Genomic DNA, 17367 nt, shown 5'->3' with positions numbered 1-17367 from the left:
GCCTTTGCTGCTTATGGTTTTTGAATAATAATGTGCGAAGGATGAATGGCCTTTGCCTCTTCCTCCGTTTCTTCATCAGGATCTTTACGGGTTTTGGCCGCAAAAACTAAATACATGGCCGGGATAACGTAAAGTGTAAGCACCAGCGAAAACAGCATACCGCCAATAATAACGATACCTAATGACACACGGCTTTTTGCACCCGCACCCAAAGCCAAAGCAATAGGTACCGAACCCAACACAACGGCCAAGCTGGTCATTAATATTGGGCGAAGGCGCGATGTGGCAGCTTCAACAACGGCCTCGTATTTGCTAAGCCCGTGCTCCATGCGCTGGTTGGCAAATTCTACGATCAGGATACCGTTTTTGGTTACCAGCCCTACAAGGGTAATTACACCTATCTGCGCAAAAATGTTCCAGGTTTGGTCGAATAACCAAAGCGACAGGAAGGCTCCCGACACAGCCAAGGGTACGGTAAGCATTACGATGAACGGATCCACAAAGCTTTCGAACTGTGCGGCCAATACAAGGTATATCAGCAACAGCGCGAAGAGGAAGGCAAAAGCGATGTTTGATGAACCTTCTGCATAATCCCTCGATGGGCCGCTTAGTGCAGTACTAAAGGTTTCATCAAGCATTTCTTTTGATATCCGATCCATTTCGGCAATACCATCGCCAATGGTTTTACCCGGTGCGAGCCCGGCTTGTACCGTTGCCGATTTATAACGGTTAAAGTGGTAGATAGATGGCGGCGTAGCGCTTTCGGCCACTTTCACCACGTTATCCAACTGCACCAAATTGCCTTTAGTACTGCGTACATAAACCGATTTCAGATCGAGCGGCTGATCGCGGTTGGCGCGGTCTACCTGGGCTATTACCTGGTATTGTTTACCATTGATGAGGAAGTACGCCAAACGGCCACCGCTATAATACAATTGCAGCGCCTGGGCAATATCCTGTACCGAAACGCCGAGGTCGCGCGCGCGGTCGCGGTCTGTCACAACACGCAACTCGGGTTTGGTAAATTTCAGGTTGATATCCGTCCCCTGGAAAACAGGGCTTTTTGATACCTCGGCAAAAAAGTCGGGCAGTACCTTACGTATCTTTTCAAAATCCTGGTTCTGGATAACAAATTGCACGGGCAGCGAAGTACGCGCACCGCTACCGCCACCGCTTATGGTTTGTTCCTGCACCACAATGGCACGGGCATCGGGCATGGCGCGCAGCTTTTTGTTCATAAAATCGGCTATCTGCTGCTGCGTTCGTGTACGCTTATCGGGCGCTACCAAACCTATACGGCCAAAGCCCGAGTTTGCCGAACCACCACCGCCAAATGATGGCGATACGATCTCGAGGTTAACGTTAGCTTCAGGAACCGAGTCGGCCACTATCTGGGCAACTTTGTCCATATAGCGGGTCATGTACTCGTAGGTGGCACCTTCAGATCCGGTAACCGAGTAACGCAGTAAGCTGCGGTCGTCAAGCGGGGCAAGCTCTGATGGTGTTACTTTAAACAGTATCCAGGTGATAGCCAGCGAGCCAATAAGTATCGCGAACGATACCCATTTCTTCTTCATGAAGTTGATGAGCGATTCGGTGTAGCCGGTGGTCATAGCCTCGAAGAAAGGCTCGGTCTTTTCGTAGAATTTCGATTTCTTTTGCTCCTTACGGATAAGCTTCACATTCAGCATCGGTGTTAACGATAGCGATACGAAAGCAGATATCAATACCGAACCGGCAACTACCACCGCAAACTCGCGAAACAACCTGCCTGTAAAACCCTGCAAGAACATGATAGGCAGGAACACCGCGGCCAAAGTAACCGAGGTAGATACCACCGCAAAAAATATCTCTGCCGACCCCTGGAAGGCCGCCTGTCTGATCGGCATACCACCTTCTACTTTTTTATAGATGTTTTCGGTTACTACAATACCATCATCCACCACCAAACCCGTGGCCAACACAATGCCCAGCAGGGTAAGAATGTTGATGGAGTAACCGAACACATACATGATGAAGAAGGCGCCTATCAGCGACACCGGTATATCTATCAGCGGGCGGAAGGCGATGAGCCAATCGCGGAAGAAGAGGTAAATAATAATTACCACCAGTACAAAGGATACAAGCAAGGTCTCTTTTACTTCGGTGATGGAATTATTGATGAATTTGGTATTATCCAAAGCCACCTTTACTTTAATATCCGGCGGAAGGTCTTTCTGTATCTGGGCCAATCTTACATAAAAATCTTTGGCTATCTGCACATAGTTGGCACCCGGCTGCGGCACCACGTTGAGGCTCACCATCGGCACGAAAGATTCTTTCAGCGATGTTTCCTCATTGGCCGAACCCAATATGGCGTAACCAACATCGCGCAGCCTCACCACACGGTTACTATCGGCACGGATGATGAGGTTGTTAAAGTCCTTCTCGTCGGTTAGTTTACCCAGTGCTCGTATGGTTATCTCAGTATTATTACCTTCAATTTTACCGGCGGGCAGCTCCACGTTCTCGCGGTTTAGCGCGTCGCCAATATCGTTAGCGCTAAGTTTTAGTGCCGAAAGCTTATTCGGGTCGATCCACAAACGCATGGCGTACTGGCGTTGGCCCTGTATGTTAATGGTACTTACACCGGGGATGGTTTGCAAGCCTTCCTGCAGCACGTTCTCGGCAAAATCATTCACCTGCATAATGTTGCGCTTGTCGCTGCTAACCGTCAGGGTGATAATGTTGTCGGCACTTGCATCGGCCTTGGTAACTACCGGCGGGGCATTAATATCTTGCGGCAACTGGCGCTGGGCCTGGCTCACCTTGTCGCGCACGTCGTTAGCGGCGGTTTCCAGGTCGGCATCCAGGTTAAACTCTACGGTGATATTACTCGAGCCTACAGAACTGGTTGAAGATATATTACGAATGCCCGGCACACCGTTGATAGCTTTCTCCAGCGGCTCGGTTATTTGCGATTCAATTACATCGGCATTGGCACCCGAGTAACTGGTTGATACGGATATAATGGGCGGATCTACCGAAGGAAAATCCCTCACCCCCAGGAACGTATAGCCAATAACGCCGAACACCACTATAACAACCGACATTACGGTTGCCAATACGGGCCTTTTTATACTTACGGACGATAAACTCATAGGGCTATTTTATAACGTTTTTAACCTTCAAAGGCGATTTCGGGCGTATCTGTATCAGGCCCGATACTACCAGGCTGTCCCCTTGTTTCAGGCCGTCGATGATCTGTATTTTGGTATCGGTACGCAGGTCAGTTTTCACAAATCGTGCCTCGGCTATGCCGTTGTGCATTACGTATACCTTGCTGCTTTTCAGGTCGGGGATAACGCATTCGGTTGGTACCATAATGGTTTTTGGTATCTGGTCGAGCGTAAGGTTCACCTTGGCGAACGAGCCTGCGGTAAGCAAATTACCCTCGTTAGGTGCTTTTGCCCTTACCGTAATGGTGCGCGATGTTGCATCCAAGGCAGGCTCTACAGCATAAACCGTAGCGCTGAAGTCTTTCTGCGAACTTTCGATAGTGAACTTCACCTTGCTGCCTGCACCTATCAAAGGCAGATAGCGCTCAGGTACCGAGAAGGTAAGCTTCGCCGGGTCGATATTCACCAATGTGGCAATAGGCGTTTGCGGCGACAAATAGCCACCCGGGCTAACGTTACGCAAGCCTATAGTGCCTGAGAATGGTGCACGTATTTCGGTACGGGCTATCTGTGCCCTTATTACATCGGCCTGCGCCTTCATGGCATTGAGGGACGATAGTGAAGTTTCGTACTCCTCTTTGCTAACGGCCTCTTTCTCTAATAATATCTTGTTGCGGTTATTAATATCGCGCGCCAAAACCATTTGGGCGTTTATTTGCTGCAGTGATGCCTGCAGATCCTGGTTGTAAACTTTTACCAGCAGTTGCCCTTTGCTCACTTTGGTACCTTCATTAAAGTAAATTCCGGTAATATTGCCCGCGGTTTGGCTTATCAGGCTTACCTTTTCGTTGGCATCAATGGTACCGGTAATATCTATCTGGTTGCTCACGGCGGTATCTTTCACCACCATCAGCGTTACCGATACCGGCGGGTTGGGCTTACCGCCTTTTCCGCCCTTGCCACCACCTTTGCCGCCTCCGCCGCCTGCTCCACCACCACCGGCGGTTAGGGCATCGCGCTCTTTAGCGTGCTGACTAAAAAATTTATTATAAATAAGGAAGGCCACCAGCAAAGCCAACAATGTGTATATAATGTATTTCGTTTTCATGTCGGCTTATTGGCTGATGATGAGGTTCATCTGTAAATAAAAAGGCGTTCGCATTTGTTTGCTGTTGTATATTTTTTTCGGCGTAAATATAAAATACCTGCACCGCTTAATAACCGCAAAACTAACCGCTTAGTGTGCATATTGCTTGCGTGTATCAACCATTTTACAACACCCCTTTTTTTGCGTTTCAATTAAAAAACATAAATTTTCATAAATTGCAACCATGAAAAATTTTAAACCTATAGCTCTGGCTTATTTAATATTATTATTTATGAAAGTTTCCACGGCCGAAGCTGCTGCTGTATCTCCTAAAATATCTTATAAAGTTACCTTTCCCGAAGTACAGGCTCATTACATTGATGTAGAAATGACCGTTAGCGGCCTGAAACAAGCAAGCCTCGAATTAAAGATGCCTGTTTGGACGCCCGGCAGCTACCTGGTGCGCGAGTTTGCCAAAAACATAGAGAGCCTTACCGCTACCGCCAATGGCAAAGCTATTGCCGCGCCAAAGGTTAGTAAAAACACCTGGCATATTGCTACCACCGGCGTATCTACCGTAGTGGTTAAATACAAGGTTTATGCTTTCGAGGTATCGGTACGTACCAGTTTTGTTGATGTGAGCCACGGCTTCCTTTCAACTTCAGGCGTATTCCTGTACCCAAAAGGTATGCTGGACCAACCTTCTACCGTAAAAATAATCCCTTATAAAGATTGGACCACCGTATCTACCAGCCTTGAAATGGTTAGCGGCGACCAGTTCACCCGCACTTCGCCAAACTATGATATCCTGTTCGATTCGCCTATCGAGGTGGGCACGCAGGATGTATTTGGTTTTGATGCTGCCGGCGTTAAATACGAAGTGGCCATGTATGGCGGCGGTAACTACGATAAAGAGCGCCTGAAAAAGGACATGACTAAAATTATTGAAGCCGAAACTGCCGTATTTGGCGAGAACCCTAATAAACACTACACCTTTATTGTACACAACCGCCAGCGTGGTGGCGGCGGTTTAGAGCACCTAAGCTCTACCGTATTAGGTGCCGGCCGCGAGCAATATGGCAGCGAGAGCGGCTACATGGGCTTTTTAGGCCTGGTAGCACACGAGCACTTCCACTTGTGGAATGTAAAACGCCTGCGCCCTATAGTATTGGGCCCGTTTGATTACGAGAACGAAAACTACACCACCAACCTGTGGATAGCCGAAGGCTTTACTGCCTACTACCAAAACCTGGCCCGCCTGCATGCTGATGTTTACTCGGCCGATGCCTATTTGGAAGATGCTATTGGTGATATAAACACGGTAGAGAACCAGCCCGGTTCGCGCATACAGCCATTGGCCGAAGCCAGCTTTGATGCCTGGATAAAAGCTTACCGCCCTAACGAGAACTCATACAACACCGGTATATCTTACTACGACAAAGGTGCTGTAGTAGGCATGCTGCTTGACCTGGAGATAATGAACAACACCGGCGGCAAGCAATCGCTGGACGATGTAATGAAATACATGTACCAAACCTATTACAAAGGCAAAAAACGCGGCTATACCGATGCCGAGTTTAAAGCAGGTTTCGAAAAATTCGCAGGTAAAAAACTGGATGATTTTTATGCTAAATACATCAATGGCTTAGCAGCTATCGATTATAACAAATACTTGGGCTACGCCGGTTACCAGATAGTAGATAAACTGGCCGATACCAATAACCCAACACTGGGCGTATCGGTAAACCAAAATGGTAAAAAGATAGTGACCATGGTGTTGCGCGATGGACCGGGTTGGAAAGACGGCATTAACGTGGGCGACGAAATAGTATCGATAGACGGCACACCGGTTACCGATCTTGCAGCAATGCTGAACGCCCATAAAGTAGGCGATAAAGTTACCGTAGCCGTAATACGCGATGGTAAACCCTACAGCCTACCGGTAACCCTGCAACGCAACAGCCGCGTTCAATACAAAGCCGAGCAATTGCCAAACGCTACCGAAAAGCAATTGGCGGTACGTAAAAAATGGTTGAAGTTGTAGATTGAATAACTTTTTATACAAGCCCTCTATTCTTTTGGATAGGGGGCTTTTTGTTGGCTTTATTATTTAACCGCAAAGAACGCAGAGAAAAAACGCAAAGAAGCGCAAAGCCTTGCAAGCGCAATTTCATTTCCTACCGCGATTACCTTTTATAGCTACTTTACTTACTAATTTATCCCTCTTAAAACCTTAATAAACGGTTTGCAAAGCTCTGTGGCCTTTGCGCTAATGAAGCTGCAAATCTTTGCGCCCTTTGCGGTAAAATAACCACTAACCTATTTTTTTGGCACATTATTTATTACATAACCCATAATAAATAACATTTTAAACATCTACTACCATGAATTCATTATTGTATACCATCGCGGTCATCCTTGTTATTGGTTGGGCCGTGGGCTTTTTCTTCACCACCGTAGGCGGATTGATAAATATATTGCTGGTACTGGCCGTTATAGCCGTAATACTGGGTATTATACGCAGGCCGACAGCAATATAGTAAGCAAACATTATAAATCAAAGGCTCCGGCGCAAACCGGGGCCTTTTCAATAACTCTACTGCCACCATGAAGATCCCGTTCACGCCGCAATTACTGGGCGACCTGATAGAAAAAGGCTACACTTACCTGCTGGCCAGCAGCGCCGCCGAGCCATCGCTGGAAAATGCTATTACGCTGAAACCCGTACGCAAAAAGCCCGAACTATATAACCTACCCGAGGGTTACGAAACTTTCTACAAAATAACCCGCGAACCTATGGTAATGGCAGCCGGCATCAGCGAAACTATTATTATGCTGGATTATGAAACGCGGAACGATAACATAACCGGGCAGGATATTTTTGACGACAGCTACTTCAGGATGAGTGAGGACTTTTTCCACCAGGTGCTGGAGAGTTTGGAAGATTACGCCGTAGTAACTACCGACAAGAACGGCGACATTAACAGTTGGAACTCGGGTGCAGAGAAAGTTTTAGGTTATAAAGAAGTTGAAGTAATTGGCCGCAGCGCCAAAATATTTTTCACGCCCGAAGATATTGCTATTAGCGAGCCGGAAAAAGAATTGACCAATGCGCTCATCCACGGCCGCGCTATTGACGAGCGCTACCACATGCGGCGCGACGGAAGCCGCTTTTGGGGCAGCGGGCTGGTATTCCCCTTATACGATGAGGAACGTAACCACCGCGGCTTCACCAAAATTATGCGGAACCTGCGCGAGCAAAAAGAAGCTATGGAGTCTACAGATGCTCAGTAAACCGGATTGGGCTTAAACAACTTTGAGGCTATGTAAGCAAATGCGCCCTGTATCAGCCCGAAGATAATGCCGAATAGTGGTGCCATTAATATCATCATCACCCGCGGGTGTGTACCAATTTCGAACCCCGACATATTAGGATGATGCGGCAGGTACTTATCATAAAAATAAACATGCACTAAAGTTATCCAAACGCTATTGAAAAGGCTTAACAGAAAGCCATGCCAAAAATGTTTGGCCGGGCAGGCTTTGGCAATCACTACTGCTGAAAATATAAATATCACCACCCAAAAGAATGGTTCGATAGGTTCGGGTATAAGCGATATGGTACCAAAGGCCATTATCAGCCCGAAAAGGGATAATTGAAGGATTAGTTTAACATTCATGGCGGGGCAGGTTTATGGTATAAATTTAGAGAGAGTATTTCATAATCACCAACTTATATTATTTGTTATTTCGATGGGCAGCGGGGAGAGATGGGCGCAGCCTGGGGAGATATCCTGTACGGCTGCAAATCGTTCATACATTAGCGTTCATACTTTATTTAACAAGATATCTCGTCGCTTCGCTTCCCTCGATATGACAAAAGGGATAACACAAAAAAACCGGCAAATTTGCATCTGCCGGCCAGGTTTATAATTAACTAAACTGTGTGCTATTTTGCTTTTTTAGTAGTTACTAAAATCACCCCATTTTTGCCCTTATCACCATATATAGATGTCGAAGATGCATCTTTTAATACGCTGATACTCTGAATATCATTGGGGTTAATACTGCTCAGATCCTTCGCTTCTTTACCGTCAACAATATACAATGGCACTTTATCTCCCTTTAGCTCGATAAATGTTTTACCATCTCCGGTTTTGATAGTGCTGGTATCACCCGCTAACAATTTATATGTTTTAGGATATATCGCCGGGTCTACTTTGCCTTGCAGGTTTAGTTGTTTACCATCAAGTGTAAAAGTGATCGGTACCGTAAATTGTACATTTACAGGGTGCCCGTTTTGCATGCCGGGGTTCCATTTTGGCATGGCTTTCACAACGCGCACGGCTTCCTCATCCGCACCGTAGCCAATTCCGCGCAATACTTTTACGTTGTTTATGCTACCGTCTTTCATCACTACAAAGGTGGTAATTACGCGACCCTGTATCTTATTTTTACGTGCTTCAGCCGGGTATTTAATGTTGGCGGTAAGGAATTTTGCAAAAGCCTCATTGCCCCCTTTGTAGGCTGGTTGCTGCTCTACCGCGGTAAATACCTCGTTGGGAACGGCCGAGCTCGCTACCGTAGGTTCGGTATAAGTTGCATTTTCTTTATTATCAGCCTCAAGTGAAAGTGCAAAATTTACAGGCACCGAGAATTGGGTCCGTACCTTTTTACCCCCTTGTGTGCCCGGTGTCCATTTAGGCGATGCTTTTATTACGCGTACGGCTTCTTCGTCGCAGCCGCTGCCAATACCACGCAGTACTTTTACATCGCTCAATGAGCCGTCTTTTTCTACCACAAAAGTGAGTATTACACGGCCCTGCACATTATGCTCTCTGGCAATAGCAGGGTATCTAACGTTTTTTCCAATGTACCGACCAAATGCACTCTCATCTTTTCCAAATTGCGGCATTTTGTCCACCTTCATATAAACTTTACCCCGTCGCGGAGTATCAATAACCACTACCGTTTCTTTAAGCAATAAATTTGTAGCGGTGGGCTCTATAACTTTTGCCTCTTCGGGTGCCTCGCCGGTAGCGGGTTGCAATAACAACTCTGCTGCATTATCGTGGATGGCTTCAATAGCCTTGCTGTTACTGATGGTGGCTGACGACAATACCAGCATCAAACCAAATAATGGGGCCGATAAGCCGTACTTTAACAACTTCACCCTCGCCGATCTGTTCTTCTGTAACATCATAATTCGTTGTTTTAATAAACTGTGGTTATAAAATGGGTTAACTAATTGGCTTTGGGGTGTGTTAAAGGTTTGGCTAAGCAACAGCATGGCATACTCGGCTTTATCGTTGCCGGCATCAATGGCCTGGCGGTCGGCAATGTACTCGTGTATGTGCTTAACGGCAAAGCGGTACAGGTACACCACGGGGTTAAACCAGTTAATGATCATTACCGCTTCTATCACCAGCACATCTGCCGAGTGCCATTGTTTGGCGTGCACATGCTCGTGTGCCATAATTACGTCGCGGCCTTCGGTATCTTCGGCAACGTTTACGGTATTAAAAAAAGAGTAGGGCGTGGCCGATGGCGTTTCCTGCTTTATCACTCGCCTAAGCTGTATAAATTGCCACATCAGCCGCAAAGCAAGCAGCGTAACGCCGGCAAGGTATACCATTACCAGTATTTCGCCCAGCGTGTAGGAGCTATTGTTTATAGGTGCCATGGCTGTTATGTTTATTTCGGTACCCGTACCGTAAAATACATATTGCACCTTTTGCGTAATAAACAGGTTCTTCACCCATTCCGACTGCATCAATGGGATAAAGAACGATAGCAGCGCCGCCCCTACCAGGTAAATGCGGTTAAGCTGAAAAAAGGTTTCGCGGCGCAAAAGCAGCGCGTAAAAGCCAAAAAACAAGGTGAGGTAAATATTTACCAGCAACAAATAATGCCACCAAGCCATAACTATTTCTCTTTAAGTTTCTCAATAAGTTTCATTATCTCATCGGCCTCTTTCAGGTCTATTTTTTCTTTCTTCACAAAAAAGGAGAGCATACGGTTCACCGAATTATCGAAGTAGCCCGTAAGCAATTTATCGGCAGCAAAGTTTTTGTAAGCTTCTTTGCTGATAATGGGATGATACTCGTGGCTTTTGCCGTAGGCCGTATGCCCCACAAAGCCTTTGGTCTCCAGTATCCGGATGATAGTTGATACCGTATTGTACGCAGGTTTCGGCTCGGGCAATACGTCAAGCACATCTTTTACGAAGCCTTTTTGCAACTGCCACAGCACTTGCATTATCTGTTCTTCGGCGCGTGTTAACTCTTTTATTTCCATCATGATAAAAACGAACTAATTTATTAGTTAAACGAAGTTAAAATATATAAAGCAAATTTACAACTAAATGTTTAGTTTTTTATTTAATAAACTTTTATGTGCATGTTTGGTTGTTAAAATTCCACAACCAATTATACATGGATATTACTTTTCACGGGGCTGCCCGTAATGTTACCGGCAGCAAACACCTTTTGCGTTTACAGGATGGCACTGGCATATTGTTAGATTGCGGCATATTCCAGGGCCTGGGCGAGCAAACCGAAGACATGAACGAGCATTTTGGCTTTAACCCAAAAAAAGTTGACTACCTGATACTCTCGCACGCGCACATAGACCATTGCGGATTAATACCACGCCTGGTAGCCGAAGGCTTTGAAGGACAAATATTTTGCACCGCCGCCACAATGGACCTCTGCAAGATACTCCTGCTCGATTCGGCCAAGATACAGATGCAGGATATTGAATACAGCAACAAGCACCGCGCCCGCAAAGGGCAGCCGCTTTTAGAAGCCTTGTATACCGAAGAAGATGTAATTAAGGCTTTGAGCCTGTTTAAAATAGTAGATTATCACGAGCCTTACCACATCAACCAAAACGTAAAATTTAAATTTACCGATGCCGGGCACGTACTGGGCAGCGCTGCGGTACACATCAGGGTGATAGAGAACGGCAAGAAAACCTATATCACCTTCAGCGGCGATGTTGGCCGTTACGGCGACCTGCTGCTGAAAAACCCGCAAACATTCCCGCAGGCAGACTATATTTTATTAGAATCGACCTATGGCGACAGCTTGCATAAAGATATCGGCCCGATAGAGGATGCCTTGCTGGAAGTAATAAAGCATACCTGCGAGGTAAAGAAAGGCAAAGTAATTATACCCGCGTTCAGCGTAGGGCGCACGCAGGAATTACTTTACGCATTGAATGCTTTGGAACTAAAAGGTGTATTGCCCGATGTGCCGTATTATGTAGATAGCCCGCTATCCGAAAAAGCTACGCAGGTATTAAAAGATCACCCCGAGGTTTATAACAACGGGGTAAAAGAAGTACTAAAGGTAGATGCCGACCCGTTCGGCTTTAAAGGATTGAAGTTCATTCAAAGCTCGCAGGAATCTATTGCGCTAAATGATGATGTGCGCCCATGCGTTATCATCTCCTCATCGGGCATGGCCGAGGCCGGCCGGGTGAAGCACCACATCAAAAACAACATCAGCAACCAAAAGAACACGATCTTGATGGTAGGCTACGCCGAACCCAACTCACTTGGCGGCCGCCTGACCCGTGGCGAAAAGGAAGTACATATTTTTGGCGAGCAATACCGGGTAAATGCCGAAGTACAGTCGATAAAAAGCATGAGTGCCCATGGCGACTACGACGACCTGCTCCACTTCCTCAGTTGCCAGGACCCGGCTGTAGTTAAACAATTGTTTTTGGTGCACGGCGAATACGAAGTACAGCAGCACTTTGCCGAAAAGCTAAGCGAAAAGGGATTTGCTAATATTGAGATACCGTATCAGCATCAGAAGGTGGTGTTGGAGTAGAAAAGGAAGGAAAGAAAACACTACTACCACGATGTCATTTCGAACCGGTGTGCGGATGGCATGTGCGTGAAAGGCGAGTGTGAGAAAACTTCGACGCAATGTATTATCGCCTTGCATGACTGCATTGCATTGTGTCGAAGATTTCTCCTCACACCTTACGCTTCCCCTCGCTTCTGTTCGTCGAAATGACATGGAGGTAAAAGAAAAAGGGCGAAAATCTTCGATTTTCGCCCTTTTTATAATTATGTCGACAGGTTACTTCTTCAACCCTATCTCTCTCAATCGTTCATCCAAATACTCCCCTGCCGTCATATCGCTATACACTTTGGGGTGCTCGGCATCAATTGTTGATGGCAGGCTTGTTAGGTCCATATCTGATTTGGGGTGCAGGAAGAACGGAACCGAGAAACGCGAGTTCTTCATCAGTTCGCGCGGCGGGTTTACTACACGGTGCGTGGTCGATTTTAGTTTATTGTTGGTCAGGCGTTGCAGCATATCACCTACATTCACTACCAGGTCTTCACCAAAAGCTGTTACCGGGAACCATTTGTTCTCGCGGGTTAGCAACTCTAAACCATCAGCACTGGCACCTATCAGCAGAGTGATGAGGTTAATATCTTCGTGTGCTCCGGCGCGTACGGCGTCATCAGGCAGGCTATCCGGGTCCTCTATCGGGAAGTAGTGCAGCGTGCGCAATATCGAATTGCCATGCTCTACTTTATCATCAAAATAATTCTCGGGCAATTCTAAATACACGGCAATAGCGCGCAGCAGGTGTTTACCGGCAGCTTCCAGTTTTTGGTAAACCTCTTCGGTAGTGCTGTTAAACTCGGGCAGTTCGGCAACCGTCATGTTATCCGGGTAGTCTTCTTTGCTGGCGGTTTCTTCGGGGTCTATCTGCCCTATCTGCCAAAACTCTTTCAAGTCGGGCACTTTAAAGCCTTTAGCAGTTTCTTTGTTTTTGCCTGTATAGCCGCGCTGGCCAGCCAATTCGGGTATTTCGTATTGTTGCTTGGTAGCTTCGGGCAGCGCAAATAAAGCTTTTACCTGCTCGTATAATTTATCCATCAGCTCTTTGCTTAAACCATGGTTGGTTATGGTAACAAAGCCCGTTTCGTTAAAGGCACTGCCAATAGCGTCAGAAAACTGTTTCCTTTCTTCGGCGCTGCCGTTTACGTAGGTATTTAAGTCGAGGCGAGGGATGTTGATGGTGCTCATAAGTATGGGTTTAAAAATGCCTTCAAAATTATTAAAAAGATGGGGCAGATACGGGTTTATCTCTCCACAATTTATCTGCCGCACATTTGTTACACAATATAAGGCTTAAAACTATTTATTGTTTAAACGTTTTATACTTGGCGTAGTCTTACCTGCATATAAGCCTATCTTATTCGAATATATTATGAAAGCGTTAACAAAATTATGGGGGACAGCACTTTTAGCCATCATGTTGGTGGCAATTGCCCCTGCAAAAAGCTCCGCCCAGGATGGCGGCCAATATATATCCACACAGGATTTTTACGACCAACTGTCGCCCTATGGCACTTGGGTTTACGATGCCAAGTATGGCGACGTATGGCTGCCTGATGTTGACCAGGATTTTCGCCCTTATGTAACCAACGGGCACTGGGTGTACACCAACTACGGCAATACTTGGGTAAGCGATTTTGAATGGGGATGGGCAACCTTCCACTATGGCCGCTGGACCTATGATGATTACTATGGCTGGGAATGGGTACCCGGCAGCGAATGGGCACCCGCCTGGGTTGACTGGCGCGATGGCGACGGCTACTACGGCTGGGCACCAATGACACCCGACTACAGCTATAATGCCTACTATGGCGACGATTATTATAACAGCTACTCCGTTCCGGATTTCTACTGGTCGTTTGCGCCATATGCTTACATCAACTACACCAACGTGTATAACTACTGCGTGCCTTATGCCCGTGTGCGTACCATATATGTACATAGTAACTTTATACGCAATACCTACAGGTATAATAACCGCGTGTACGTTACCGGCCCGCGCCGCGAGGATATTCAACGCCGCACCAATCGCCCGGTAAGGATGTATACCATTAACAATATCGACCGCCCATCGCGCAATACCTTTAACCGCAATACGGTTAATTTTTACAGGCCCGATATCCGCCGCGACCGTGGTGCACGCCCATCGACAGTGATAGATGGTGCAGCTTACAGACGCGAGAACCCTAACCAGGGTATAGGCGGCCGCGACCGCCGCGCAGGTATAGTTAGCCAGCGTGATAATGCCGCAAGGTTAGCCAACGAAGCACGCTCAAACAACAGCCGCTTTGTGCGCAACGGTAACGATAGGCCTGCGTACAACAACGACCGCCCTAATGTACCCGGCGCACAACAAAACGGTGGCAACGGCGGCTTCAGAAGGCCCGACGGGCAGCAAGGAACTGCCGACAGGCCAACGCGCCGCCCTATAGATGCCAACGCACAAGGGCAGCAAGCCGACCAGCAACGCCAGGCACGCGAACAACAACGCCAACAAATGCAGGTCGACCGCAGCCAGCAAACCGATCAGCAACGCCAGCAGGCCGACCAACAGCGCGACCAACGCCGCCAGCAATGGGAGCAACAACGTAGCCAGCAAACCGACCAGCAGCGCCAACAAGCCGATCAGCAACGCGAACAGCGCCGCCAGCAATGGGAGCAACAGCGCAGCCAGCAGACCGACCAGCAGCGCCAGCAGGCAGACCAACAACGGGAGCAACGCCGCCAGCAGCAAGATCAGCAAAGGCAACAGCAAGAACAAGCTCGCCAGCAAGCCGACCAACAACAACAGCAGGTACGTGAACAGCAAAGGCAACAAATACAACAACAGCGCCAACAGCAGCAACAAGACCAACTGAAGCAACAGCAAGATCAGGCCCGTCAGCAGCAAATGGATCAGCAAAGGCAGCAACAAGAGCAGCAGCGCCAACAGCAACAGGAGCAACAAAGGCAGCAGCAAGAACAGCAGCGCCAGCAACAAATGGAGCAACAACGCCAGCAGCGTGAACAGCAACAACAGCAAATGCGCCAACAACAGGAACAGCAGCGCCAACAGCAACAAGAGCAACAAAGGCAGCAGCAGGAACAAGCACGCCAACAACAAATGGAGCAACAGCGTCAGGCTCGCGAACAACAGCAACAGCAGCAACGCCAGCAGCAAGAGCAACAGCGCCAACAACAGCAGGAGCAACAAAGGCAGCAGCAAGAACAAGCTCGCCAGCAACAGATGGAGCAGCAACGCCAGCAGCGTGAGCAACAGCGCCAACAACAAGAACAACAGCGCGAGCAGCAACGCCAGCAACAGCAGCAACAGAACCGCCCCGGTAGGCCCTAAGCTACCGGTAAGCAAAAGCCTTATAATGCAAACGGCCGCGGGAATTACCCCGCGGCCGTTTTTATTTAGCTGATCTTTTTGGAGAGAATAGCGTTAGTTCACAATAAACGAACCTACCAGCAGGGCCAATACCTGGTCTTTGGTAAGTGGCTCATCAAAAGCGGCAGTTACTACAGCTGTTGAAGCCAGCGAACTTAAATTTACGCCACCCTGTGTTTGGTTTTCTTCGCCTGCGTAGTTGCCGTTGGCTACAGAAACACCGGTATCGTTGCCTAACGATGCGCTGCTTACTATGTAAGGGTAAATAGTAGGTTTTGCGGTTGCGCCGTTAGCCCTGTCGTTACGTAATTTACGTATGGCCGATGCGTGGCGTGCTTCTACCGCGTGTATACCCAATGCAGCAGTTAACACTACCTGGTTGTTTATCAAAATCGGCGCAGCACCTTTATAAGCACGCACACCGGTATCTTCAAACACCTGCGCAACAGCTAAAAAGGTATCGTAATTGGTAAATACTGTAGGGAACGGACCGCCGCCCTTGTTGTTGCCGCCGGTATAATCTACAGTTGGTGCAGCTACGGCGGTACCGCCTAACGAACCTATCACATTTTTAAGAAAAGTAACGTGATTGTTTTCGTCGGCAGTAATTTTGTTGATGTATTGGGTATCTGAGCCGGGGAACAAGCCTGCTTTAGAAGTTCCCTGGTTGTAGAAACCCGCCTCCAGGTACTCTAATGTTAAGGCGTAGTTCAACACGCCAATAACATCGGCAGTTGATGCGGCGGCGTATGCTTTTTTAAACATGGTACCCAAGGCAAATGGCAAAGCAGCAACCGCTACTTTTGAGCCAAAGCTGGTGATATTTTTTATGGCCGCACGGCGCGGGTTTAACCTTTCGTGTATCTCCGGGTCAACTTTTTCTATTTCGTCTATTATTTCAAATAAATTCATGGCGTTATACTTTATCGTAACCGAAACTTGATGCTATTACCTTGGTTTTAAGGAAACCATTTACCGCGCTGAGTATTTCAGCTATAGATGCCGACCTGTTAATGCCGTTCTCATCTACCTGATCGGGGTTTACAAAACTGCCTGGGGTAATTAAGTTAGCTATTAACGCGGCATGCCTTGCTTCTACCGAAACTATTTTGCCTGCAATGGTTAAATAGTCGGGGCTTTGTATCAGGTAACCAGCACCATCATAAGCTTTTACGCCTGTATCTTCAAACAACTTTGCTGCGCCCAATACACTTGCACGGTCGCTGAAGTTGATGGTTGAAAAATCGGGCGTAAGGCCTTTTATAGCAGCGCTGCCTAAAGCTGTTTTAAAGAAATCGCGGTGCAGCACCTCGTGGTCGCGAATGTCGGTAAGGTAAGCTGTTTCTGAAGTGGAGATGCCGCTGTAGGGTGTTGCCACAACCTGCATGTAAAAGGCAGCCTCTAATTGTTCCAGCGCATAGGCATAGTTTAGTATACCAATGTCGCCCGAGCCAATATCAGTAGCATCAACCGGGTGCGGTATCTGTTCGCTGCGGCAGGATGCTGCGCCCAGGATAGCCACAGTTGCGGCACTTGCCCCGGCATAGCGCAGGAACGACCGCCTGGCCATATTCGCTCCGCCTGTAGTTAAGTTAGTGTCTGTTTTCATAAGTAGTTTATAATTACTTTGTATTGATTAATTAAATAGACAAACGCATTACCGGTCATGTTAGATTGAGCCTGATAATAAACTTGTTAGCCGTTTGGAGAGTAGCTGAAACGAGAGTAGCCGTTGCGGGAGTAGCTGATAAAAGAGTAAGGTATTTAAAACAAAAAAGGCCGATAAAACTCTCGCAGTTTTGCCGGCCCTACATCTACCTATGAAAAACACCCTTTGAGAAGGGTATTAACTCTAATTCAACACTTATGCCAAACTTCAAA

The 17367-nt window shown here is 47.4% G+C and carries 13 protein-coding genes; 5 read left to right on the top strand and 8 right to left on the bottom strand.

Annotation, left to right across the window (positions count from 1 at the left end; all coding sequences use genetic code 11):
• Positions 1-11: 11 nt before the first annotated feature.
• The gene (locus BC343_RS18170) at positions 12-3140 is read right to left on the bottom strand and encodes an efflux RND transporter permease subunit (RefSeq protein WP_078349214.1); all 3129 of its coding nucleotides are present in this window, start codon (positions 3138-3140) and stop codon (positions 12-14) included.
• A gap of 4 nt (positions 3141-3144) precedes the next feature.
• Complete coding sequence (locus BC343_RS18165) at positions 3145-4266, bottom strand: efflux RND transporter periplasmic adaptor subunit (protein ID WP_078349213.1); 1122 nt, start codon at positions 4264-4266, stop codon at positions 3145-3147.
• 271 nt (positions 4267-4537) lie between these two features.
• Between BC343_RS18165 and BC343_RS18160 the strand changes: the two genes are divergently transcribed.
• The 3 genes from BC343_RS18160 (at position 4538) to BC343_RS18155 (ending at position 7539) form a co-directional block, all read left to right on the top strand.
• Positions 4538-6289 (top strand): M61 family metallopeptidase, encoded by a 1752-nt coding sequence (locus tag BC343_RS18160; protein WP_143822252.1) that lies wholly within the window; start codon positions 4538-4540, stop codon positions 6287-6289.
• 340 nt (positions 6290-6629) lie between these two features.
• Complete coding sequence (locus BC343_RS30800) at positions 6630-6785, top strand: lmo0937 family membrane protein (RefSeq protein ID WP_143822251.1); 156 nt, start codon at positions 6630-6632, stop codon at positions 6783-6785.
• Between the two features lie 67 nt (positions 6786-6852).
• Positions 6853-7539 carry a PAS domain-containing protein gene (locus BC343_RS18155; protein ID WP_078349211.1) on the top strand — a complete coding sequence of 229 codons (687 nt, stop codon included), beginning with the start codon at positions 6853-6855 and terminating at the stop codon, positions 7537-7539.
• On the opposite strand, the gene BC343_RS18150 is transcribed toward BC343_RS18155, so the two are convergent.
• The 3 genes from BC343_RS18150 to BC343_RS18140 all read right to left on the bottom strand — a co-directional run bounded on the left by BC343_RS18150 (position 7533) and on the right by BC343_RS18140 (position 10542).
• Positions 7533-7925: a hypothetical protein gene (locus tag BC343_RS18150; RefSeq protein ID WP_078349210.1), complete on the bottom strand. Its 393-nt coding sequence runs from the start codon at positions 7923-7925 to the stop codon at positions 7533-7535. The genes BC343_RS18155 and BC343_RS18150 overlap by 7 nt on opposite strands.
• A gap of 269 nt (positions 7926-8194) precedes the next feature.
• Positions 8195-10168, bottom strand: coding sequence for a M56 family metallopeptidase (locus BC343_RS31625; protein WP_078349209.1), 1974 nt, complete (start codon positions 10166-10168; stop codon positions 8195-8197).
• Positions 10169-10170: 2 nt separating this feature from the next.
• Positions 10171-10542: a BlaI/MecI/CopY family transcriptional regulator gene (locus tag BC343_RS18140; protein WP_078349208.1), complete on the bottom strand. Its 372-nt coding sequence runs from the start codon at positions 10540-10542 to the stop codon at positions 10171-10173.
• Between the two features lie 137 nt (positions 10543-10679).
• On the opposite strand from BC343_RS18140, the gene BC343_RS18135 reads away from it, so the two are divergent.
• A complete protein-coding gene (locus tag BC343_RS18135) occupies positions 10680-12083 on the top strand; it encodes an MBL fold metallo-hydrolase RNA specificity domain-containing protein (RefSeq protein ID WP_078349207.1) in 1404 nt (467 codons plus the stop codon).
• A 255-nt stretch (positions 12084-12338) separates the two neighbouring features.
• Here BC343_RS18135 and BC343_RS18130 read toward each other — a convergent pair whose 3' ends face one another.
• Positions 12339-13301: an isopenicillin N synthase family dioxygenase gene (locus tag BC343_RS18130; protein ID WP_078349206.1), complete on the bottom strand. Its 963-nt coding sequence runs from the start codon at positions 13299-13301 to the stop codon at positions 12339-12341.
• A 184-nt stretch (positions 13302-13485) separates the two neighbouring features.
• Here BC343_RS18130 and BC343_RS31080 point away from each other — a divergent pair, with 184 nt between their 5' ends.
• Positions 13486-15447, top strand: coding sequence for a DUF6600 domain-containing protein (locus BC343_RS31080; protein ID WP_156088764.1), 1962 nt, complete (start codon positions 13486-13488; stop codon positions 15445-15447).
• A 93-nt stretch (positions 15448-15540) separates the two neighbouring features.
• Here the strand turns inward: BC343_RS31080 and BC343_RS18120 are convergent, their stop codons facing one another.
• Together BC343_RS18120 and BC343_RS18115 are read right to left on the bottom strand one after the other, a co-directional pair.
• Positions 15541-16398, bottom strand: coding sequence for a ferritin-like domain-containing protein (locus BC343_RS18120; protein ID WP_078349205.1), 858 nt, complete (start codon positions 16396-16398; stop codon positions 15541-15543).
• 4 nt (positions 16399-16402) lie between these two features.
• Complete coding sequence (locus BC343_RS18115; protein ID WP_078349204.1) at positions 16403-17095, bottom strand: ferritin-like domain-containing protein; 693 nt, start codon at positions 17093-17095, stop codon at positions 16403-16405.
• Positions 17096-17367 lie beyond the last annotated feature (272 nt).

Origin of the sequence: Mucilaginibacter pedocola (assembly GCF_002013915.1) — a bacterium.
Classification (GTDB): Bacteria; Bacteroidota; Bacteroidia; order Sphingobacteriales; family Sphingobacteriaceae; genus Mucilaginibacter; species Mucilaginibacter pedocola.
This window is presented reverse-complemented; position numbering and strand designations above follow the sequence as displayed.